General features: G+C 69.6%; 18 protein-coding genes. 10 read left to right on the top strand and 8 right to left on the bottom strand.

The genetic code is table 11. The features are described 5' to 3' along the window. Positions 1-19 precede the first annotated feature (19 nt). The 3 genes from FKO37_RS37765 to FKO37_RS37755 are packed head-to-tail and all read right to left on the bottom strand — an operon-like array spanning position 20 to position 2,479. Positions 20-1,159: a glutamate--cysteine ligase gene (locus FKO37_RS37765; RefSeq protein ID WP_238607579.1), complete on the bottom strand. Its 1,140-nt coding sequence runs from the start codon at positions 1,157-1,159 to the stop codon at positions 20-22. 10 nt (positions 1,160-1,169) lie between these two features. Continuing rightward, positions 1,170-1,715, bottom strand: coding sequence for a hypothetical protein (locus tag FKO37_RS37760; RefSeq protein ID WP_037809852.1), 546 nt, complete (start codon positions 1,713-1,715; stop codon positions 1,170-1,172). After that, positions 1,712-2,479, bottom strand: a complete 768-nt coding sequence (locus FKO37_RS37755; RefSeq protein WP_238607578.1) for a carboxylesterase — start codon at positions 2,477-2,479, stop codon at positions 1,712-1,714. The genes FKO37_RS37760 and FKO37_RS37755 overlap by 4 nt, the downstream gene beginning before the upstream one ends. Before the next feature lie 219 nt (positions 2,480-2,698). Between FKO37_RS37755 and FKO37_RS37750 the strand changes: the two genes are divergently transcribed. Beyond that, positions 2,699-3,460 carry a 1-acyl-sn-glycerol-3-phosphate acyltransferase gene (locus tag FKO37_RS37750; protein ID WP_037809856.1) on the top strand — a complete coding sequence of 254 codons (762 nt, stop codon included), beginning with the start codon at positions 2,699-2,701 and terminating at the stop codon, positions 3,458-3,460. A gap of 20 nt (positions 3,461-3,480) precedes the next feature. Beyond that, entirely contained in the window at positions 3,481-3,969 is a 489-nt protein-coding gene (locus tag FKO37_RS37745) for a polyadenylate-specific 3'-exoribonuclease AS (protein WP_067595152.1), read from the top strand. A 338-nt stretch (positions 3,970-4,307) separates the two neighbouring features. Here FKO37_RS37745 and FKO37_RS37740 read toward each other — a convergent pair whose 3' ends face one another. Both FKO37_RS37740 and FKO37_RS37735 read right to left on the bottom strand, forming a co-directional pair. Next, the gene (locus tag FKO37_RS37740) at positions 4,308-5,141 is read right to left on the bottom strand and encodes a transposase family protein (RefSeq protein ID WP_238603485.1); all 834 of its coding nucleotides are present in this window, start codon (positions 5,139-5,141) and stop codon (positions 4,308-4,310) included. Positions 5,142-5,572: 431 nt separating this feature from the next. Then, complete coding sequence (locus FKO37_RS37735; RefSeq protein WP_037809861.1) at positions 5,573-6,664, bottom strand: 3-deoxy-7-phosphoheptulonate synthase; 1,092 nt, start codon at positions 6,662-6,664, stop codon at positions 5,573-5,575. A gap of 291 nt (positions 6,665-6,955) precedes the next feature. Here FKO37_RS37735 and FKO37_RS37730 point away from each other — a divergent pair, with 291 nt between their 5' ends. The 3 genes from FKO37_RS37730 (at position 6,956) to FKO37_RS37720 (ending at position 9,786) form a co-directional block, all read left to right on the top strand. Then, on the top strand, positions 6,956-7,981 hold the full coding sequence (locus FKO37_RS37730) for a 6-phosphofructokinase (RefSeq protein ID WP_134668539.1): 1,026 nt from the start codon (positions 6,956-6,958) through the stop codon (positions 7,979-7,981). Between the two features lie 86 nt (positions 7,982-8,067). Beyond that, positions 8,068-9,342, top strand: a complete 1,275-nt coding sequence (locus FKO37_RS37725; RefSeq protein ID WP_238607577.1) for a S41 family peptidase — start codon at positions 8,068-8,070, stop codon at positions 9,340-9,342. A gap of 9 nt (positions 9,343-9,351) precedes the next feature. Continuing rightward, entirely contained in the window at positions 9,352-9,786 is a 435-nt protein-coding gene (locus FKO37_RS37720; protein WP_134668536.1) for a VOC family protein, read from the top strand. 48 nt (positions 9,787-9,834) lie between these two features. Here FKO37_RS37720 and FKO37_RS37715 read toward each other — a convergent pair whose 3' ends face one another. Next, positions 9,835-11,580, bottom strand: coding sequence for a putative Ig domain-containing protein (locus FKO37_RS37715; protein WP_238607576.1), 1,746 nt, complete (start codon positions 11,578-11,580; stop codon positions 9,835-9,837). Positions 11,581-11,771: 191 nt separating this feature from the next. On the opposite strand from FKO37_RS37715, the gene FKO37_RS37710 reads away from it, so the two are divergent. Continuing rightward, a complete protein-coding gene (locus FKO37_RS37710) occupies positions 11,772-14,564 on the top strand; it encodes an AAA family ATPase (RefSeq protein WP_238607575.1) in 2,793 nt (930 codons plus the stop codon). Between the two features lie 54 nt (positions 14,565-14,618). Beyond that, positions 14,619-15,176: a 3'-5' exonuclease gene (locus FKO37_RS37705; RefSeq protein ID WP_238607574.1), complete on the top strand. Its 558-nt coding sequence runs from the start codon at positions 14,619-14,621 to the stop codon at positions 15,174-15,176. Positions 15,177-15,193: 17 nt separating this feature from the next. Here the strand turns inward: FKO37_RS37705 and FKO37_RS37700 are convergent, their stop codons facing one another. Both FKO37_RS37700 and FKO37_RS37695 read right to left on the bottom strand, forming a co-directional pair. After that, positions 15,194-16,630 (bottom strand): aromatic amino acid ammonia-lyase, encoded by a 1,437-nt coding sequence (locus FKO37_RS37700; protein WP_238607573.1) that lies wholly within the window; start codon positions 16,628-16,630, stop codon positions 15,194-15,196. A 10-nt stretch (positions 16,631-16,640) separates the two neighbouring features. After that, positions 16,641-16,943 (bottom strand): helix-turn-helix transcriptional regulator, encoded by a 303-nt coding sequence (locus FKO37_RS37695; protein WP_182890918.1) that lies wholly within the window; start codon positions 16,941-16,943, stop codon positions 16,641-16,643. 169 nt (positions 16,944-17,112) lie between these two features. Between FKO37_RS37695 and FKO37_RS37690 the strand changes: the two genes are divergently transcribed. The 3 genes from FKO37_RS37690 to pyk all read left to right on the top strand — a co-directional run bounded on the left by FKO37_RS37690 (position 17,113) and on the right by pyk (position 20,637). Then, positions 17,113-18,330 (top strand): glycoside hydrolase family 18 protein, encoded by a 1,218-nt coding sequence (locus FKO37_RS37690; RefSeq protein WP_238607572.1) that lies wholly within the window; start codon positions 17,113-17,115, stop codon positions 18,328-18,330. A 59-nt stretch (positions 18,331-18,389) separates the two neighbouring features. Then, positions 18,390-19,055 carry a DUF2461 domain-containing protein gene (locus FKO37_RS37685; protein WP_037810119.1) on the top strand — a complete coding sequence of 222 codons (666 nt, stop codon included), beginning with the start codon at positions 18,390-18,392 and terminating at the stop codon, positions 19,053-19,055. A gap of 157 nt (positions 19,056-19,212) precedes the next feature. Continuing rightward, entirely contained in the window at positions 19,213-20,637 is a 1,425-nt protein-coding gene (pyk, locus tag FKO37_RS37680; RefSeq protein WP_037809875.1) for a pyruvate kinase, read from the top strand. The last annotated feature ends 74 nt before the right edge of the window (positions 20,638-20,711 follow it).

Here is a 20,711-nt window from a genome sequence, read left to right as displayed (position 1 = left end):
GCTGCCTCCCGGGCCACAGCTAAACGTGCGGGACGCCCTCGCGCATCTCGGTGACCAGCGCGGCGACCACGGCCTTCAAGGATCCGTTGTACTGCTTGGCGACCGCCCGCTGCCGCTGATAACTCGCGCCGACCTGGAGGATGTTCTCGACATCGCGCAGCTCGCGGACGCAGTCCAGCCGCTTGGCGACCGGTTCCAGCCGGTCCAGCAGTTCGGCGAGGTCTTCGGTGACGAGCCGTTCGCGTCCGGCGGCGTCGAGGATGACGATCGCGTCGAGGCCGTAGCGGGCGGCTCGCCACTTGTTCTCCTGCACGTGCCACGGCGGCAGCACCGGCAGCGCCTCGCCCTTGTCGAGCCGGTCGCTGAAATCGTCCACCAAGCACTGGGTGAGCGCCGAGATCGCGCCGACCTCCTGCAGCGTCGGCAGGCCGTCGCACACGCGCATCTCGATGGTGCCGAAATGCGGGGCCGGGCGGATGTCCCAGCGGATCTCGGAAAAATGATCGATCACGCCGGTGGTGAACATGTCCTCGACGTAGCCTTCTAGCTCCGCCCATTCGCGGAACTGGAACGGCAGCCCGGCGGTCGGCAGCTGCTGGAACATCAGCGCCCGGTTCGAGGCGTACCCGGTGTCCTCGCCGGACCAGTACGGCGACGACGCGGACAGCGCCTGCAGATGGGGCGCGTACCGCAGCAGTCCGTCGAGCACCGGCAGCACCTTGTCCCGGTGGTCGAGCCCGACGTGGACGTGCACGCCGTAGATCAGCATCTGCCTGCCCCACCACTGGGTGCGGTCGATCAGCTTGGCGTAGCGCTCCTTGTCGGTGACCTTCTGCCGGTACCACGAGGAAAACGGGTGCGAGCCCGCGGAGAACAGCTCGACGCCCAGCGGGTCGGCGACGCGGTGCACCTCGTCCAGCGCCTCGGCGAGGTCGTGTTTCACCTCGCCGACCGTGCGGCAGACGCCGCTGACCACCTCGATGGTGTTGAGCAGCAGTTCCTGTTTGATCCGGGGATGCTCGGGCGCGCCGTCCGGGCGGACCGCGGCGAGCAGTTCCTCCGCGACCGACCGCAGTTCGCCGCTGCGCCGGTCCACCAGCGCGAGTTCCCATTCCGCGCCGACGGTGGAACGCCGGGACGCCCGGAAGTCGATCCGCATGCCCGTCCGGTCAGACCTGGGCGCCGTTGCTGGGGTCCGCGCCGGGCGGCGGGCCCTGGCGCACGCGCAGCAGGAGCAGCGCGATGCCGGTGGCGAGCGAGAGGATGCCGAGCGGGGTGGCGAGCGCCGGGCCGACCCCGATCAGGCTCGGCACGATCAGCAGCAGGAGCCCGACGACGAAGAACAGCAGCACGATGAACGCGCCCTTGCGCCAGCGCGGCAGCGGCGGCGGCTCCGGGGGCACGTAGTGCTCGTCGTCCTCGGCCGGGTCGCCGGAGAACATCGTGGTGTCCCAGTCGGTGCCGCCGGTGCGCCAGCCTTCCGAGGACGACACCGGGGGAGCGGCGGGCGGGTCCGCGGCGGGCTTCGGCTTGGTCTTGCCCGCTTCGGGTTCGGCTCCGGAGGACGCCTCGGGCTCGGCGGCCTTGGGACCGGCGCCGGAGAACGGGTCCTCGTCAAGGAACACGCCCACGCCCTCGGCCCGGAGGTCGGCCACGATCTCGGCGAACGTGGCGTCGACGTCCTCGGGCCCGTCCGCGCCTTTCCCCCGGTTCATCCGGCACCCACCTGTCCCGCCCGCAGCTGCCGGGCGAAGTCGACACTGCGGCTGAAGATCAGTTCCGCGTCGTGGTCCTGCGTCGCGACGTGGAAACTGTTCTCCAGCACCACCTCGGTCACGTCCGTGCTCGAGATGCCGTCCAGAACGATCTGCGAGTTCTCGGGTTCGACGACGTGGTCGACCCGCGAGTGCAGCAGCAGCACCGGCTGCGTCACCTTCGGCAGGTCGGCGCGCACGATCTTCCACAGCCGGGCGAGGCTCGCCGCGGCCCGCACCGGGGTGCGCGGGTAGGCCAGTTCGACCTCGCCGGGCTTCGCGATGTCGTTGCCGATCGCGCGGATCGACGGGACCACCCGCGACAGCAGCGGCAGCACCTTGGCGTCCAGGCTCAGCCGCGTGACCGACGGGTTGACCAGCACGAGGCCGGAGATGTCCGCGCCGAACTCCTCGGCGAGGCGGAGACTGAGCGTCCCGCCCATCGACATCCCGCCGACGAACACCTGGTCGCATTCCGCGCGCAGGGCCAGGAGCGCCTCGCGGACGGTGGCGTACCAGTCCTGCCAGGTCGTGCGGTTGAGGTCGCGCCAGTGCGTGCCGTGGCCGGGCAGCAGCGGGCAGCGCACCGCGAAGCCCTCTCCGGCCAGGTGCCCGCCCCAGGCGCGCATGCCGTCGGGCGTCGCGGTGAATCCGTGGCAGAGCAGGAAGCCGGCCCCGGAGGATCCCGGGTGGGAGAACGGTTCCGCGCCGGCGAGCACGCCCATCACGAACGCCCTTCCGAATCGAAGCGGTGGAGTCTCTCCATGCTCTCACGCCGAAGCCGGGTTGTGTGGCCTAGTCGCGGAAGCGAGGATCCGTCCGGTTCCGCTGTGAGATCGGTCGCTGCCCCCGGGTGACCGCCCGCTCTCGCGTTGTGCGGGCCGGTGCTTGTTCCGTACGCTGACCTGCCGGGGCCCGCGCGGGCAGGAAAGGACTGGAACCCGGTGCTGTACTGGCTGATGAAGTGGGTGTTCATCGGGCCGCTGCTGAAGACGCTGTGGCCCACGAAAGTCGTCGGCGCCGAAAACATCCCCGAGACGGGTGGCGCCATCCTCGCCGGCAACCACCTCGCGGTCGCGGATTCGTTCTTCATGCCGCTGCGGGTCAAGCGCAAGGTCACCTTCCCGGCGAAGTCGGAGTACTTCACCGAACCCGGGTTCAAGGGCCTGCTCAAGAAGTGGTTCTTCACCGGCGTCGGCCAGTTCCCCATCGACCGCTCCGGCGGCAACGCCGCGCAGGCCGCGCTCGACACCGCGATCCGGCTGGTCAAGGACGGGCACCTGCTCGGCATCTACCCCGAGGGCACCCGCTCCCCGGACGGACGGCTGTACAAGGGCAAGACCGGCGTCGCCCGGATCGCGCTCGAATCGCGCGGCGTGGTGGTCCCGGTGGCGATGGTCGGCACCGACAAGGTCAACCCGATCGGTTCCAAGATGTGGTGGCCGCGGCGGCTCGAGGTGCGCTTCGGCAAGCCGCTCGACTTCTCCCGCTACGAGGGCTTGGCCGGCGACCGGTTCATCGAACGGTCCATCACCGACGAGATCATGTACGCGCTGATGGAGCTCTCCGGCCAGGAGTACGTGGACATTTACGCGGCCAAGGCCAAGGAACTGCTCGCCGCCGAGGCGGCCGGGGTGAAGCCCGCGGTGCCGGCCCAGCCGAGGGCGCTGGACGCCGATCGGGTGCCGGAGACGAAGGCCGGGTAGCGCCCCACTAGAGTTCCCCGGTGCGTTTTTTCTACGACACCGAGTTTATTGAGGACGGCGTGACGATTGACCTGGTGTCGATCGGTGTCGTTGACGAGCGCGGACGCGAGTTCTATGCCGTGTCCACTGATTTCGACCCCGGGAGGGCCGGGGCTTGGGTGCGGGAGAATGTGCTGCCCAAGCTGCCGTCGCCGGCGGATCCGGCTTGGCGGAGCCGGGAGCGGATCCGGGCGGATCTGCTGGAGTTCTTCGGGAAGCCGCCTGGGGGGATCGAGCTGTGGGCTTGGTTCGCGGCTTACGACCATGTGGCGTTGGCGCAGTTGTGGGGGCCGATGCCTGCGTTGCCTCGGCAGTTGCCCCGGTTCACCCGGGATTTGAGGCAGCGGTGGGAGGATGCGGGGAAGCCTAAGTTGCCTGCTGCGCCTGGGGATCAGCACGATGCGTTGGCTGATGCTCGGCATAATTTGCAGCGGTGGGGGGTTATTGAGGAGGCGTTTCGTCGGCGGTGAAGGTCGTGTCTCGGCTCGTCGCCTGGCGGCGACATTGCGCACGGAGTGGTTGCGTGGGGCACCCCGAAGGTTGATTGTGCTGACGGTTCGGGGGTGCTTGTCAAGGCGGGAAAGATGCCTTGACAAGCACCCCCGAACCGCAGGGGAGCTTCGTATCGGGGTTGGGGGAGGGGCTGGGTGCCTCGATGGTTGGGTGCATCGGCTGCTGTTGAGGGTTGGGTGCGCTGATTGTTGGGTGTATCGGCTGCGGGTTGGGTGGGGTTGGGGCTAGCGCCCCAATGGGGATTTTTCATCCTGGTTTGTGCTGGTCATGGTGGGTTGGCGGGGTGTGGTAGTTGTCAGGCCGGGGTGGGCTGGGCGGTGTCGCGGGTGTGTTGTTCGTGCTGGGTGAGGACGAGCAGGGCGCGGACGAGGGTGGTGGCGTGGCGTGGTGCGATGCGGAGTTTGTCGAGGACGCGCCAGGTTTTGAGGGCGGCGAAGCCGCCCTCGACCGCGCAGCGCATGGCGTTGAACACGGAGTTGGCGGTTTTCTGGGCGTGGGTGAGCGGCCGGTTCGTTTCGGCTTTGTAGGGGGTGAGCACGACCTGTTCGCACGGCCCGTCGCACTGGTCGCAGCGGCGGGTGTCGCGGACGTCTTTGCGCCAGCCCTGGTAGCCCTTGTCCGCGGCGGGGGTCAGGCCGCGGGCGTGGATGCGGTCGCGCAGCCGGTGGCGGCGGGCGGCGGTGATGTCGGCGGTCCTGCCCGGCAGCACGGCCGAGACCCACAGCAGCCGTCCGTGTTCGTCGGTGAGGCCTTGGACGTTGAGGCCGTGGTGTTTGTGCTTGCCGCTGTAATTGCGGCGATTGTCTGTGCCGGTGCGGCGGCGGGTGCGGATCAGGGTCCCGTCGGCCAGCACCACCGCCGCGCCGCGGGCGGCCAGCCGCCGCAGCACCCGGTCCAGCCGCGGCGCCCGGGCCGCGAGCAGGTCGATGGCTTCCAGCAGCCAGCGGCGGATCGTGGCGGCCGACACCGCGTTGGCGCGGGACAGGTCCAGCAGCCGCTGGTCGTGGCGCAGCATCGCCAGCACCAGCACCGCCTGCTCGGCCGGGGACGCCTTGCGCCACCGCGACCCGATCGCCCGGCGGCGGCGGCCGATCAACCCGGCCAGCATCGCGATCGTGGGCGGCGACACCGGCAACACGCTGCGATACGAGGCCAGAACCTGCTGTGAGACAGTGGGACCGGAGCCCCCGGACGTTCTTTCTTGAGTCACGACTTGATCAACATCCGGGGGCTCCGCCACGTTCCGGCCACGGGCAGGCAACCGGCAGGCCCGTTGCCGCACAACCACTCCCGCCACCGTCAACCCCGCCTGACCAGCACCAACAGGATGAAAAATCCCCAATGTGGCATTGGGTGCGTTAGATGCACCGAATGCCGCATTGGGTGCATGTGACGCACCCAATGCCGCATTGGGTGCGTTGAGGTCCGTGAAGGGCTCCTTGAGGGAATCTAGGTACGTGAAGGGGGCCCTCACGTACTTCGGTGGTCGTGAGGGGAACCCTGGGGGAATCAGGGTTCGTGAGGGTTCCCCTCACGGCCAGCGGAGCGGGAGCGGGGCTGTCAGCCGCGGCGGGTGCGGACTGCGGTGGCCAGGGTGTCCAGCAGGTCTGCTGTCGTGTCCCAGTCCATGCAGGCGTCGGTGATCGACTGGCCGTAGGTCAGGTCCGCCGAGTGGCCCAGCACCAGGTCTTGGCGGCCGGCGGCCAGGTTGCTTTCCAGCATCAGGCCTGCGATGCCGCGTTCGCCCGAGGAGATTCGGGCGGCCAGGTCGCGGACTACTTCTGCCTGGCGGACGTGGTCCTTGTTGCTGTTGCCGTGGCTCGCGTCGATCACCAGGCGTTCCGGGAGGCCGGATTTCGCCAGGCGGGCCAGGGTTTCCTCGACTGAGGCCGGGTCGTGGTTCGGGCCCGCGGAGCTGCCGCGCAGGATGACGTGGCAGTCCGGGTTTCCGGAGGTCGTCACCAGGGCGGCCAGGCCGTCCACGTTGATGCCGGGGAAGACGTGCGAGGCGGCGGCGGCGCGGGTCGCGTCCACGGCTACCTGGATGTCGCCTTCCGTCGAGTTCTTGATGCCGACCGGCATGGACAGGGCGCTGCACAGTTGCCGGTGGACCTGGCTGGCCGCGGTGCGGGCGCCGATCGAGCCCCAGGTGACGATGTCGGCGATGAACTGCGGGGTGATCGGGTCGAGGAATTCGCAGCCGACCGGGAGGCCCAGCCCGGAGACGTCCAGCAGGAGTTTCCTGGCCAGGCGCAGGCCCTTGTTGACGGCGAAGGTCCCGTCCAGATCCGGGTCGTTGATCAGGCCCTTCCAGCCCAGCGTCGTGCGCGGCTTTTCGAAGTACACCCGCATCACGATGTGCAGGTCTTCGCGCAGAGCCTCCGCCTTGGCGGCCAGGCGGCGGGCGTAGTCGAGGGCGGCTTCGGGGTCGTGGACCGAGCACGGGCCGACGATCACGGCGAGACGGTCGTCGCGGCCGTCGAGGATGTCGACGGTTTCCGTGCGGCCGTTTTCCACGACTTTCGCGACCGCGGCGTCCACGGGATGGTCTTCGCGCAGCAGCGCGGGCGAGATGAGGGGACTGACCGACGTCGTGCGGCGGTTGTCCAGCGTGCTCGCGTCGGCGGGGGCGGCGACGAGGCGGGTGCTCATGAGCGGGTGGTTCCTTCCTGGTGGACACCGACCCGCGGGGGATTCGCCGAGCCGGTTCGAGATCCGGCTCGGGGTGGAGGTCAGCGCAGGTTCACGCCGCCGTGCCCACCCGGGGCCGGCTTCGTAAACCAGAAATAGCGCTGCACGCCGCCACCGTAACACACCTCCGAGCCGCCCCGGCCCGGACCGGATTGGGCAGGTGGTCCGCCCTGCACCGATCCAGATGAAAGCCGCTACGCTGTCCGCGGACTGTGACTGCACTCTCCCTGCGAGGAAAGACGGAGGCAACAGATGCGTGTCGGTGTGCTGACGGGGGGCGGCGACTGCCCCGGCCTGAACGCGGTGATCCGCGCGGTGGTCCGCAAGGGCGTCGAAGTGCACGGCTGGGAGTTCGTCGGCTTCCGCAACGGCTGGCAGGGCCCGCTGACCGGCGACAGCCGGCCGCTCGGCCTCGCCGACGTCGAGGACATCCTCACCCGCGGGGGCACCATCCTGCGGTCGTCGCGGACGAACCCGTACAAGGTCGACGGCGGCGTCGACCAGATCCGCAAGGTGCTCGCCGACCAGGAGGTCGACGCGCTGATCGCGATCGGCGGCGAGGACACCCTCGGCGTCGCCAAGCGGCTGACCGACGACGGCATCGGCGTCGTCGGCGTGCCCAAGACGATCGACAACGACCTCGGGGCCACCGACTACACGTTCGGCTTCGACACCGCGGTCTCCATCGCCACCGAGGCGATCGACCGGCTGCACACCACGGCCGAATCGCACCACCGGGCGCTCGTCATCGAGGTCATGGGACGGCACGCGGGCTGGATCGCGCTGCACTCCGGCCTCGCCGGCGGCGCGAGCGTGATCCTGGTGCCGGAGCGGCAGTTCTCCGTCGACCAGGTCGTGCAGTGGGTCGAGCAGCGCTTCGAGAAGGAGTACGCGCCGATCATCGTCGTGGCCGAGGGCGCGCTGCCCGAGGGCGGCGAGGAGAAGCTGCTGACCGGCGAGAAGGACGCCTTCGGGCACGTCCGGCTCGGCGGCATCGGCAACTGGCTGGCCGACGAGATCTCCGAGCGCACCGGCAAGGAATCGCGCGCGGTCGTGCTCGGCCACGTCCAGCGCGGCGGCACCCCGACCGCTTATGACCGGGTCCTCGCGACGCGCTTCGGCCTGCACGCGGTGGACGCCGTCGCCGACGGCGACTTCGGCGTGATGGTGGCGCTCAAGGGCACCGAGATCGTGCGCGTGAAGCTGTCCGAGGCGACGGCCGAGCTGAAGACCGTTCCGCTGGAGCGGTACCAGGAAGCCGAAGTCTTCTTCGGCTGAGTTCTCCCGTGGTAGGGGCAACCCCACCACAGTGCCGGGGGCGCGCGGTATTCCGTGCGCCCCCGGCTTTTTTCTACCCTCGGCTCGTGCGAATCTTCCTGGCGGGCTTGGCGATTCTCTCGGTGGCCGCGGCCCCTCCATCCACTGTGGACGGTCTCTGGCGGACCGACGGGTACGGGCAGCTGGTCCACGTGTCCGGCGGCAAGCTGACCACTTACGACGTCACTGAGGTCAGTTGCCTGCCCGGCACGCTTTCCGGAACTGGCGACGGCACAACGTTTTCCACGAACGAAGGCTCGGTCGTCACCATCCGGGCGGGCCGGATGAGTTTCGACGACAACCTCGGCGCGCGGTCGTTGCGTCGCGTCCCGGGTGGATTGCCGCCCGCGTGCCAGGCTCCGTCCGCGGACCTGTTCGACGTCTTCTGGCACACCTTCGCCGAGAATTATCCCTTCTTCCGGGCGAAAGGCGTCGACTGGAAGTCCGAGGGGGACGCTGCCCGCCGCGAGATCGCCGCGCATCCGGAGCGCCTCTTCGACGTCCTTTGTGGACTGATCCGTCCGCTGCACGACGCCCATGTCGGTCTGCTCGCCGCAGGCCAGCACTGCTCTTTTCCGCGACCCGGCACTCCCGATCTGAAAACGACCGTCCCGCGCGCGATCGCCGTAGCCGACGCGAATCTCGGCGCGCCGATTCAGCATTGGGCCGACGGAGCCATCGCCTATGCAGATCTTCCCGAGGGTCGGGGATACCTGCGGATCAGCGGATTCCACGATTACGCCGACACTTTCGCCGCCAGCAGCAAGGTCCTGGCGAAAGCGCTGGACGAGATCTTCACCGCCGACCGGGTGCACACGCTGCGCGGCCTGATCCTCGACCTGCGCGTCAACGGCGGCGGGGACGACCCGCTCGGCTTGCAAGTCGCCGCCCGGTTGACCGACGTCCCGCACTTCGCCTACGCGAAACGTGCCCGCAACGACCCGGACGACCCGACGCGATTCACTGTCCCGCAACCGTTCTTCGTGCAGCCAGCCGCGGCACCGCGTTACACCGGCCCGCTCACGGTCCTGACCGGCAGCCTGGACGTCTCGGCGGGGGAGACCTTCCTGCAAGCGCTGCTGAACCGGCATCCTCGACCGGTCCTGATCGGACAGTCCACGCAGGGCACCTTCTCGGACCTGCTGGAGCGGACGCTGCCTAAGCCGGGCTGGAAGGTGGCGTTGCCGAATGAGGAGTACCTCGACCCGCACGGCCGCACCTACGACGGCACCGGCATCAGCCCGGACCTGCAGGTCCCGGTCTTCGCCCCGGACGATCTCGCCGCCGGACGGGATCCGGCGCTGGCCGCGGCCCGCCGGTAAGGTGAGCGCATGGGGTCGGTCAAGCAGGTCCAGGTCACTTTCGATTGCGCGGAGCCCGAGCGCGTCGCCCGCTTCTGGTGCGAGGTGCTGGGCTACGTCGTGCCGCCACCGCCGGAAGGGTTCGCCGACTGGGCGGAGTTCGACCGTTCGCTGCCGGCCGAGCATCAGGGCTCGGCGTTCGCCTGCGTCGATCCGAACGGCGTCGGACCGCGGCTGTTCTTCCAGCGGGTGCCCGAGGGCCGCGTGGTGAAGAACCGGGTGCACCTCGACGTGCGCGCAGGCACCGGTCTGGTGGGCGAGGAACGGCTGGCGGCGCTGAAAGCCGAGGCCGACCGGCTGGTCGCGCTGGGCGCGTCCATCGTGCAGGTGCTGGAGGCGGACGGCGTGAACGAGTCCTGCATCCCGATGCAGGACGTCGAGGGCAACGAGTTCTGCCTGGACTGACGGAAACCGCCGTGCCGCGCCCGAGGCGACGGCACGGCGGCTGCCGGGTCAGGAAACGGAAACGTTGGCCGGAGCGGTGAACGAGCCGCCCGACACCTGGTAGATCTGCGAGACGGTGAGGCTGCCGCCCGCCGGGATGCTGTCCTGTCCGGTGATCACGACGTGCCCGGTCGAGCTGGACGCGGTGCCCGGGTTCGTGTTCGACAGCGATTCGTTCGAAGCCAGGTCGAACGACAGTGTCCAGCCGTTCGACGCCGACGAACCGCCGTTGGTGATCGTGAAGTGCGCGAAGGCGCCGAACCCGTAGTCGTAGTCGGTGGTGAACTTCGCGGTCAGCTTGCCCACCGGAGCCGTCGTGACGGTCCAGGTGAACGGAGCCTGCGCGGTCGCCCCGGCGGAGTCGGTGGCAGTCACGGTGACGTTGCTGGTGCCCGCGGCGCTCGGCGTGCCGGTGATGGAGCCGGTCTTGCCGTCGATGGCCAGCCCGGCGGGGAGGCCGTCGGCCGAGTAGGTGTAGGGCGAGGTGCCGCCCGACGCCGTGACCTTCAGCGAAACCGCCTTGCCCACCACGCTGTTCTGGTTGCCCGGGTTGCTGACGCTCAGCTTGCCGTTGGTGCCGCCGCCGGGGGTCAGGCCGGTGACGCCGTGCGGGGTGCCGAGGCCGGTCGGGCCGTCCCAGCCGGTGCCGGCGTCGCAGATCACCGTGCCGCAGCTGCCGTTGCTGCCCGAGGTGACGTCGTTGAAGTCGCCGGTGTGCGCGTACGGGTAGGTCGCGGCGTTGTCGCCGTCCTTCGGTGCGCCCGCGAGCGCCCAGATGCCTGCGACGATCGGGGTGGCGAGGCTGGTGCCGCCGTACTGCGACTGCTGGCCGTTGACGTAGATCGTGATGCCGCTGTTGGGGTCCGCGTCCGCCGAAATGTCCGAAGTGGCCCGATTGTCGCACGCGGTGCTGATCCCGTTCTGGAACGCGGGCTTGCTGAACTTGCTCGAACAGCCGCTGCCCGCCTTGCTCCAGGCGGTTTCGGAGTAGCCGCTGCCGGACGCGGTCAGCGTGGTGCCGCCGACCGCGACGACCTCGGGCGACGTGGCCGGGTATTCCGCCTGGGAACCGCTTTCGCTGCCCCAGTCGCCGGTGGCGCCGAGGATCGCGACGCCCGGGTGGTTGTAGTGCTGCTCGGCGTCCGAGGGGATCGCGCTCTCGTGGTCGGCGTAGCTGTTCGACACGATCTTCGCACCGAGCCGGACCGCGCTGTCGACGGCCGCCGCGAGGTCGCTGTCCTCGTTGCTGTTGCCTTCCACCAGCAGGATCTTGCAGTCCGGGCAGAGCGCGCTGACCGCGTCGACGTCGATGGCCATCTCGGTCGCCCAGCCCGAGTCGGTCTTGGTCGGAAGCGTGCTCGTGCCGTCCTGGCCGACCACGGTGAGGCAGCCGTTCGCCTTGGTGCAGGAGCCCAGGTTCCAGTGGGAGCGGTAGTCGTTCAGGTCCTTCTCGATGCCGGGGTCGTCGAAGGCGTCGACGATCGCGACGGTGGTCCCGCCGCTCTTCATCCCGGCGACGCCGTAGGCCTTCTGCAGGTCGGCCGGGCTCATCGCGCTGGCCGGGCGGGCTCCCGACGAAACCAGTTGCACGGCCTGGCATTTCGCGTAGCCGGCGGGCGCGTTGGCACACGACGCCGGGCTCAGCTGGGGTCCGGCGTCCGCGGCCGGGGCCGACAGCGCCGCCACCCCCGCTCCGAGAGCGAGCGCGGCACCGGCGGCGGCCAGCCGTCTCAAGGTCATTCCTGCACGCATCATCGCGTCCTTCCTCGTACGCCGCTGCCCGGAAGACGGGCGAAAAGCGGTGCCGCCATTGGATTTCACCGAGGCGGTGCGGAACCAGGAACAACCGGCACAACCGGCTGTTGTGCCGGGAGGAGGAACCCGACCTTCGGAGGATGCCCCGCGCCCCGGCGCGAGCGACGATGGAGCGGCAGGAGGTGCGGGACATGCCGGACGGCGCTGCGGAAACGTTCGACCGGACGCTGGTCCGGTTGCGCCGGGCAGCCGGGCTGACGCAGGAACAACTGGCCCAGCGCTGCGGGCTGAGCACGCGCGGCGTGGGGAATCTCGAACGCGGGCAACGGCATCCGCGGCGAGTCACCGTGCAACTCCTCGCCGACGGTCTCGCGCTGCCCGAGGACAGCCGGGCCGAACTGCTCGCGGCCGCCCGGCGCGGCAGGCAACAGCCGCCGGACCACCCGGTTCCGCCTTCCCGTCCGGCGCCGGACCTCATCGGCCGCACCGAGGAACACGCCTTGCTGGACAAGCACATTTCCGGGACAGGAAGGCCGTTTCTGGTCTTCGCGGGACAAACCGGAATCGGCAAGACCCGGCTGCTCGCCGAAGCCGCGACGCTGGCCGAAGCGCGGGGAACGGTGGTGCTCTCGACGGCGTGCTCGCGTTATGGCGGAGAGCCGTACGCGCCGCTCTCCGAAGCGTTCGCGCGGCACGTTTCCGAGCATCCCGCCGGACCCGGCCTTGCGTTCCTGCTTCCCGAACAACGCACGGCCGAACCGGCTCCGGCCCGCTGGCAGATGTTCGCCGAAGCGGCGCGGTTTCTCGACACGCTGGCGCGACGCCGCGGCGTGTTCGTGATCCTGGACGACCTGCAATGGGCCGGTCCGGACGGGCTGGCGCTGCTGGCTTCGCTCGTCCAGGACGTCCGGCCGGATCGAGTCCGCTTTCTCGCCGCCTACCGCGACACCGAAATCGCCGCGGCCGAGCCGTTGGCCGACACGCTGCTCGATTTGTACCGGAAGGGCTTGGTGACACAGCATTCGCTCGCCCCGCTGGCGGACGACGACGCGACGATGCTGTTGCACCACAGCGCCGGAACTGAGGTCGGGCAGTCCGCCCGCGATCGCGTGCTCCGATTGGCAGGCGGGCTCCCGTTGTTCCTGGTCCAACTGGGACACGTACTGGGCAGATCCGGCAAACCGCCCGAGGAACTGCCGTGGGGACTCGCCCACGCGGTGCGGCGGCAGGTCGGTTCGCTGCCCGAACGGACGGTCGAGGTCCTCACCCTGCTGGCGGTGGGGCAGCAGCGGATGGACCCGGACGTCCTGGCCGCGGCTGCCGGGCTCGATCCGGCCGAATTGTCCGAAGTGCTCGCTCCCGCGCACACCGCACGGCTGCTGGACGAGAACGCCGAGGGCGTCCGGCTGACCCACGAACTGGTCGCCGAGGTAGTGAACGGAGACTTGCCGCCAAGCCGTCGGCACGCACTGCACCGCAGACTCGCCGAGGCATTGGGCGGCGCGGCGGCGGCCTACCACTACACGCACGCACAGGACACCGAACGCGCCGCGCAGACCTTAAGGCACGCAGCGGAAAAAGCCAGCAGGCAAGCCGCGCACGACACGGCCGCCCAGCATCTGGGTGCGTTGGTCGATCTGCTGGACCGCACCGGTTCCCAGGCCGCCGTCGCCGAAGCCGCCGAAGCCTGGGCGGACGCACTCGCCGCAGCCGGTCGGTACGACGCCGCGCTCGCCGCCGCCGAACGCGCGCTTTTGGTGTACCGCAAGGAAGGCGACGAAGAACGGCAACGCCTCGTGATCGCGAGGATCGGGTATTTGCACTACCAACGCGGCACTCCGCGCGAAGGTTTGGCCCGGATCGCGCCGACCCTGACCGAAGACCGCCCCGGCGGATCGTCCGTGCGGCTGCGGCTGGCTCGCGCCGCGAACCTCTACCAGAGCACGCGCTACCGGGAATCCGTCGAGGTCTCCACGGCCGCGATCGTCGCGGCGGAGTCGGTGGGGGACGAGCATGGTCTAGCGGGCGGTCACCTACGCCGCGGACTCGCGCTGCGCCTGCTCGGCCGCAACGAGGAAGCACTGGCGGATCTGCACACCGCCGCGGCCACGGCGGAACTGTGCGGCGACCGGGACATCGTCGTCCGCGCGCTGACCGGGGTCGCCGTGTTGCACCACTACCGCGGCGAACTGACCCGGGCGGACCGGCAGTTCGAGCGAATCCTCCGGCTGGCCGAAGAACTGGGCGACCGGGAGCTGCTCAGCCGGGCCGTCTGCAACGTCGGCGCGAGCGCGGTCTACGTCGGCCGTTGGGGCGCCGCGCTGCGCCGGTTCAGCCAGGCGCTGGAACTGGCGGGACACGGCCGCTCGCCGATGTGCGGCGCTATGGCCCTCATTGGCCGAGGCGCACTGTGGTCAGCCTGCGGCCGCTACGACGTGGCGGCCGACGATCTGACCCAAGTGATCCGGCTGGGCGAAGAGAGCGACAATGCCGATATCATCTGCAACGCGTCCGCCCAACTGGCGGAGAACGACGTCCGCGCGAGCCGTCCTGAGCGAGGGGTGCGCCGGTTGCTGCCTTTGCTTGCGCTGCAAGGGGAACGGAGCTGGCAGATGACCGACGCACTGCCGTTCCTCGCCGAAGCACAACTGGCGGCCGGGGATCCGGTTGCTGCCGGGGAGACTGCTGCGGAGGCTGTTGCCTGCACTGAGCACATCGAGCACATCCTCGCCCGCACGGACGCGTTTCGAGTGCAGGGGCTGGCTTTTCTTCGGCGCGGGGACTTTTCGGCGGCGGGGGAGAGTTTGGAGGAGGCGGGTGCGCTGGCTGAGCGGGTGGGTTCGCCTTACCTGCACGCACGGGTGAGTGCGGCGCATGCTGCTCTGTGGGACAGCCGTGGCGATTGCGCTGCCGCGGCCCGGGATCGGGGGCGGGCGGAGGAGTTGTTCACGGCTTTGCGGCGGGACGCTTTGGCGGAGGACTGAGTCTGCGCGGAAACTCGAGTGCCTCGGCTGTCTTCGGTTTCTACACTCGCTGGCATGGAAGCGGACCTCCTGAACGTGGTCGACGTCGAGGCGACCTGCTGGGAGAAACAGCCGCCGCCCGGCCAGGCCAGCGAGATCATCGAGATCGGATTGACGGTCGTCGATCTGCGCGCGGGCGAGCGGGTGGCCAAGCACCGGATACTGGTCCGTCCGGGCCGGTCGGAAGTGAGCCCGTTCTGCACGGAGCTGACCGGGTTGACCCAGTCCGAAGTGGACGGCGGCTTGTCGTTCCAGGAGGCCTGCCGGACGCTGGCGGTGCGGCATCGCACGGCGGAGTTGCCGTGGGCCAGCTGGGGAGACTACGACCGCAATCAATTCGCTCGGCAATGCCGCCACACCGGCACCGAGTACCCGTTCACTGGACAGCACACCAACGCGAAGGTCGCGTTCACCGCGGCCTGCGGTCTGCGTCGCCGCCCCGGAATGGCGCAAGCGCTTGCCGTCGCGGGCCTCCCGCTCGAAGGCCGCCACCATCGCGGCGACGACGACGCGTGGAACATCGCCGCGCTGGTGCTGGAGATCGCGAAGCGCGGAGCGTGGCCCCGCGGCTGAATCCGTATCGCCGGGGTTCAGATCCGCGCCAGCTCGTCCAACACCCCAGCCGCTTTCGCGATGTCCTCAGTCAACGGCCGATCCTCCAACCGCTCGTCCAACACCTCCACCGCGGCCGCGTACGCCGCCCGCACCGGGAGGTCCACCAGCTCCGCCTTCCGAATCCGCAACGCCCGCACCGCCGCGACCAGTTCGCACGCCAGCACCTGCCGATAAGCCCCAGCAGCCGCAGTAGCCGCCCGTGCGGCCTGGGTCGAGAAGCTCGCGTGGTCCTCGATCCCGCGCGACACCACGGCGGTCCCGAGCGTCGCGGGCAACGCCGCCTGCCGCAGTTCGGTCAGCGCGTCGTGCGCCACGTACTCCAGGATCATCACCCCGGAACTCCCCGGCGGACCGACTGCGAGGAACGGCCGCAACCCGGTGAACTCCGGTTCCACCAAGTCTCCCAACCGGGCCACGGACAGCTCCGCGACCTGATGCACCGTCGCGCGGGCTTGGTCGAGCGCAGTCGATACGTACGCGGTGTGGAAATGCGCGTGGTGGTACGCATCGCCATGCACGGTGGAGATCATCGGATTCTCCGTACTGGCATTGATTTCCACGGCGAGCACATCGCGCAAATAGTGGATCGCGTCCAACGCGGGACCCTGCACCTGTGGAAAAGCGCGCAGCCCGAAGGGATCCTGAAGCCGACGCCCCGGCTTAGGCGTGCCGTGCATGCCCAACAGCCGACGCATCTCAGCCGCGCACGCCACCTGTCCGGCGTGCGGACGTGCTTCGTGCACAGGCGTCGCGTATGCCTCGGGGTTGCCGTCGAGAGCCACGTACGTGAGCGCGGCGACGGCGTGGCTCGCGCGGGTGAGCGTGTCCAGGCTCATCGCGGCGAGGGTCGCTTCGGCGAGCGTCGCGGCGTTGCTGCTCATGAACGCCAACGCGTCGCCCGCGTGCACTGGAACGGGTGGCACCGTGCCGATCGCCCACTCGCGTTCCCCGGCCAATGCCAGCGCGGTCTCCGCGAGGGGAGCGAGGTCGCCGGTGCCGATCGCGCCTAGACGGTGCACGACAGGCAAGGCACCGGTGCGCACGGCTTCGGCGAGCGCGCTGATCAGCTCGGGGCTGATTCCAGAGCGTCCGGCCAGCAGTTGGTTGAGCCGGATCAGCAGCATCGCGCGGATCTGGCCGTCGGGCAGCAGTTCGCCGCTGCCGCCGGCGTGGCTGCGCAGCAGGCGAAGTCCGTGTTCGGCGGGCTCGTCCACCGCGTCGTCCTTGTTCGCGCCGACGCCGGTGGTGCGGCCGTAGACCACTCGCCGGGTACTCAGGTCCTCGGCCAGCTTCCACGAGTGCTCGGCGGCGCGCAGCGCGGCGATGGACACGTCGATCGCCAGCGGGCCCTCGGTGTGCGCCGCCGTGACCACGTCGGCGCACCGCAGGGTTTGGCCGTCCACTCGGATCACGGCGTGCTCCTCACTCGGTTTCGTCCAGCCGCTGTTCGAGCGCGTCGAGCCGGTCCGCCCAGAACTGCCGGTACGGCGCGAGCCACGCGTCCACTTCGGCCAGCGGCTCGGCGCGCAGCCGGTAGCAGCGGCGCTGCGCGGACACCCGCACGGTCACCAGCCCCGCCTCGCGCAGGACGCGCAGGTGCTTGGACACGGCGGGCTGGCTGAGCCGCAGTTCGGCCACCAGTTCGCCGACCGACCGCTCGCCCTCGAGCAGCAGGTCGAGCAGCGCGCGGCGGCGGGGTTCGGCCAGCACGTCGAAGGTCTGCATCACCCCGGAAATCTGCCTCGCGGCGCATATGCCTGTCAAGGAATGCGCGTACCGCCAAATGTCCGTTTTATGGTCTAAACCATTGACCTGGTGGTCTAGTCCACTTACGGTGCATTTGTCCCCGCCGTCACTGCTTCGTCACCGACGGTGACTCCTGAAGGGAGCAACGATGCTTCGCTTGCGCAGAACCCGCCTGCTGGCCTTGGCGACCGCGGCGTTCGCCGCCGCGGCCGCGCTCGTCCCCGCCGCCTCGGCCGCCGCCCCCGCGAGAACCGAGGCCGCGTCCGGCAAGGTCGTCGGCTACTTCACCGACTGGGGCATCTACGACCGCAACTACCACGTGAAGAACATCGAGACGTCCGGGTCGGCGAACAAGCTCACGCACATCAACTTCGCCTTCGGCAACGTCACGAACGGCGGCTGCGCGATCGGCGACGCGTGGGCCGACTACCAGAAGACCTACGACGCGGCGGGCAGCGTCGACGGCGTCGCCGACACCTGGGACCAGCCGCTCGCGGGCAGTTTCAACCAGCTCAAGAAGCTGAAGGCCAAGCATCCCGGGCTGAAGATCATCTGGTCGTTCGGCGGCTGGACCTGGTCCGGCGGCTTCGGCCAGGCCGCGAAGAACCCGGAAGCCTTCGCGAATTCCTGCTACAACCTGGTCAACGACCAGCGCTGGGCCGGGCTGTTCGACGGCATCGACCTCGACTGGGAGTACCCGAACGCGTGCGGTCTCACCTGTGACACGAGCGGTCCCGACGCGTTGAAGAAGCTTCTCGCGGCAGTGCGGGCGAAGTTCGGCTCGTCGAAGCTCGTCACCGCCGCGATCACCGCCGACGGCAGCAACGGCGGCAAGCTCGACGTCACCGATTACGCGGGCGCCGCGCAGTACGTCGACTGGTACAACGTGATGACGTACGACTTCTTCGGCGGCTGGGCCGCGCAAGGCCCGACCGCGCCGCACTCGCCGCTGACGTCGTACAACGGCCTGCCGACGCCGGGCTTCTACTCGGACGCGGCCATCCAGAAGCTCAAGAGCAAGGGCGTCCCGGCCTCGAAGCTGTTGCTGGGCATCGGTTTCTACGGCCGCGGCTGGACCGGCGTCACGCAGAGCGCGCCGGGCGGCACCGCGACCGGACCGGCCCCGGGCAAGTACGAACAGGGCATCGAGGACTACAAGATCCTCAAGACGAGCTGCCCGGCGACCGGAACCGTCGCGGGCACCGCGTACGCCAAGTGCGGTTCGAACTGGTGGAGCTACGACACCCCGTCGACCATCGCGGGCAAGACCTCCTACGCGAGGTCCCAGGGCCTCGGCGGCACCTTCTTCTGGGAGCTGTCCGGCGACACCTCGAACGGCGAGCTGATCACGGCACTCGCCAAGTAACCCCGTTCGATGCAGCCGGGGCGCCGATTCTGTCGGTGCCCCGGTTTATCGTGCTGCGGGTGAAGTTCAGCGGATTCGGGGAGCACGCCGTCGAGTTCTACGACGGGCTGCTCGCGGACAACACCAAGGCCTACTGGGACGACCACGTGGCGCTCTACAAGGAGCACGTGCGGGCTCCGATGGAGGCGCTGCTGGCCGAACTGGAGCCGGAGTTCGGCGCGGGCTTCGGCGAGGCGAAGGTGTTCCGGCCCTATCGCGACGTCCGGTTCGCCAAGGACAAGACGCCGTACAAGACGCACTGCGGCGGCGTGATCGAGGCCGGCCGCGGCGGGGGAGCGTATTACGTCGAGGTCGGCCCGGCCGGGCTGCGCGTCGGCGGCGGCTGCTTCCACCTGGCCTCGGACCAGCTGGCCCGGTACCGCACGGCGGTCGACACCGAACTGCACGGGCCCGCGCTGGAGAAGATCCTGGCGAGCCTGCGGAAGGCGGGCTGGGAAATTCTCGGTGACCGGCTGAAGTCCAAACCGCGCGGGTTCGCCGAGGACCACCCGCGCCTCGACCTGCTGCGGCACCGCTCGGTGTACGCCGTCCGAGCCTGGGAGCCGGACGACTTCCTGCACGAGCGCGAGGCACTCGACCGGGTGCGGAAATCGTGGCGCCAGCTGCGGAAGTTCAACGAATGGGCCCGCGACCACGTGGGTCCGAGCGAGAAACCGCGGCGCTGAACCCGGCCTCCCCCGTTCGGGTGATTCCGAGCGGCCCCGTGCGGCGCGGCGGCCCAGCGCACGCCGGTGCCCGGAACTGAATCCTTCCCGCGTTCTCCGGCCGGAGTTTCGGGATCGGTACAGACGCGAGCGGCCCGAGCGACTAGGCTCTCCGGACGTGAGCCGACGCGCGAAGATCGTTTGTACATTGGGTCCCGCGACCTCCACGCCGGAGAAGATGCGGGCACTCGTCGACGCCGGGATGGACGTCGCGAGGATGAACTTCAGCCACGGCAGCCACAGCGACCACAAGCAGGTCTACGACCTGGTCCGGTCCGCGGCCGCCGAAACCGGCCGGGCGGTGGGGATTCTCGCCGACCTGCAGGGACCGAAGATCCGGCTGGGCACGTTCGCCAGCGGATCGGCGGAATGGCACACCGGCGACGTCGTCCGGATCACCGTCGAGGACGTCGCGGGCACCCACGACCGGGTCTCGACCACCTACAAGGGCCTCGCCAAGGACGCCAAGCCGGGCGACCGGCTGCTGGTCGACGACGGCAAGGTCGGCCTGGTGGTCAAGGACGTCGAGGGCCCGGACGTCGTGTGCGAGGTGACCGAGGGCGGTCCGGTCAGCAACAACAAGGGCGTGTCGCTGCCCGGGATGGACGTCTCGGTGCCTGCGCTGTCCGACAAGGACATCGAGGACCTGGAGTTCGCGCTGCACCTGGGCGTCGACTTCATCGCGCTGTCCTTCGTGCGCTCGCCCGCCGACATCGACCTCGTGCACCAGGTGATGGACCGCGTCGGCAAGGGCAGGCTGCCGGTCGTCGCGAAGATCGAGAAGCCCGAGGCGGTCTACAACCTCGAGGCCATCGTGCTGGCCTTCGACGCGGTGATGGTCGCCCGCGGCGACCTCGGCGTCGAGCTGCCGCTCGAGCAGGTCCCGCTGGTGCAGAAGCGCGCCATCCAGATCTGCCGCGAGAACGCGAAGCCGGTCATCGTCGCCACGCAGATGCTGGAGTCGATGATCAGCAACTCCCGCCCGACCCGCGCCGAGGCGTCCGACGTCGCGAACGCGGTCCTCGACGGCGCCGACGCGGTGATGCTGTCCGGCGAGACGAGCGTCGGCCGGTACCCGATCGAGACGGTCCAGACGATGGGCCGGATCGTCGAGGCCGTCGAGACGGATTCGCCGGTCGTGCCGCCGCTGTCGCACGTGCCGCGCACCAAGCGGGGCGTGATCTCCTACGCCGCCCGCGACATCGGCGAGCGGCTCAACGCCAAGGCGCTGGTCGCGTTCACCCAGTCCGGAGACACCGTGCGCCGCCTCGCGCGGCTGCACACGCGGCTGCCGCTGATGGCGTTCACGCCGGAGCAGAGCGTCCGCAGCCAGCTGGCGCTGACCTGGGGCACCACGACGCAGATCGTGCCGCGCGTGGACTCCACCGACCAGATGATCCAGCAGGTCGACCACGCGATGCTCGAAATGGGCAAGTACCAGCGCGGCGACCTCGTGGTGATCGTCGCGGGCTCCCCGCCCGGGACCGTCGGGTCGACCAACCTGATCCACGTCCACCGGCTCGGTGAAGACGACCACGCATAAGGGACATGCCGGAACCCTGTTGCATAGGCTCCGCCTTCCTCCCCTCCGCCACCCTCAACGGAGGCGCTGGGCGC

This window comes from Amycolatopsis sp. Poz14, from assembly GCF_006704225.1.
GTDB lineage: Bacteria > Actinomycetota > Actinomycetes > Mycobacteriales > Pseudonocardiaceae > Amycolatopsis > Amycolatopsis nivea.
This window is presented reverse-complemented; position numbering and strand designations above follow the sequence as displayed.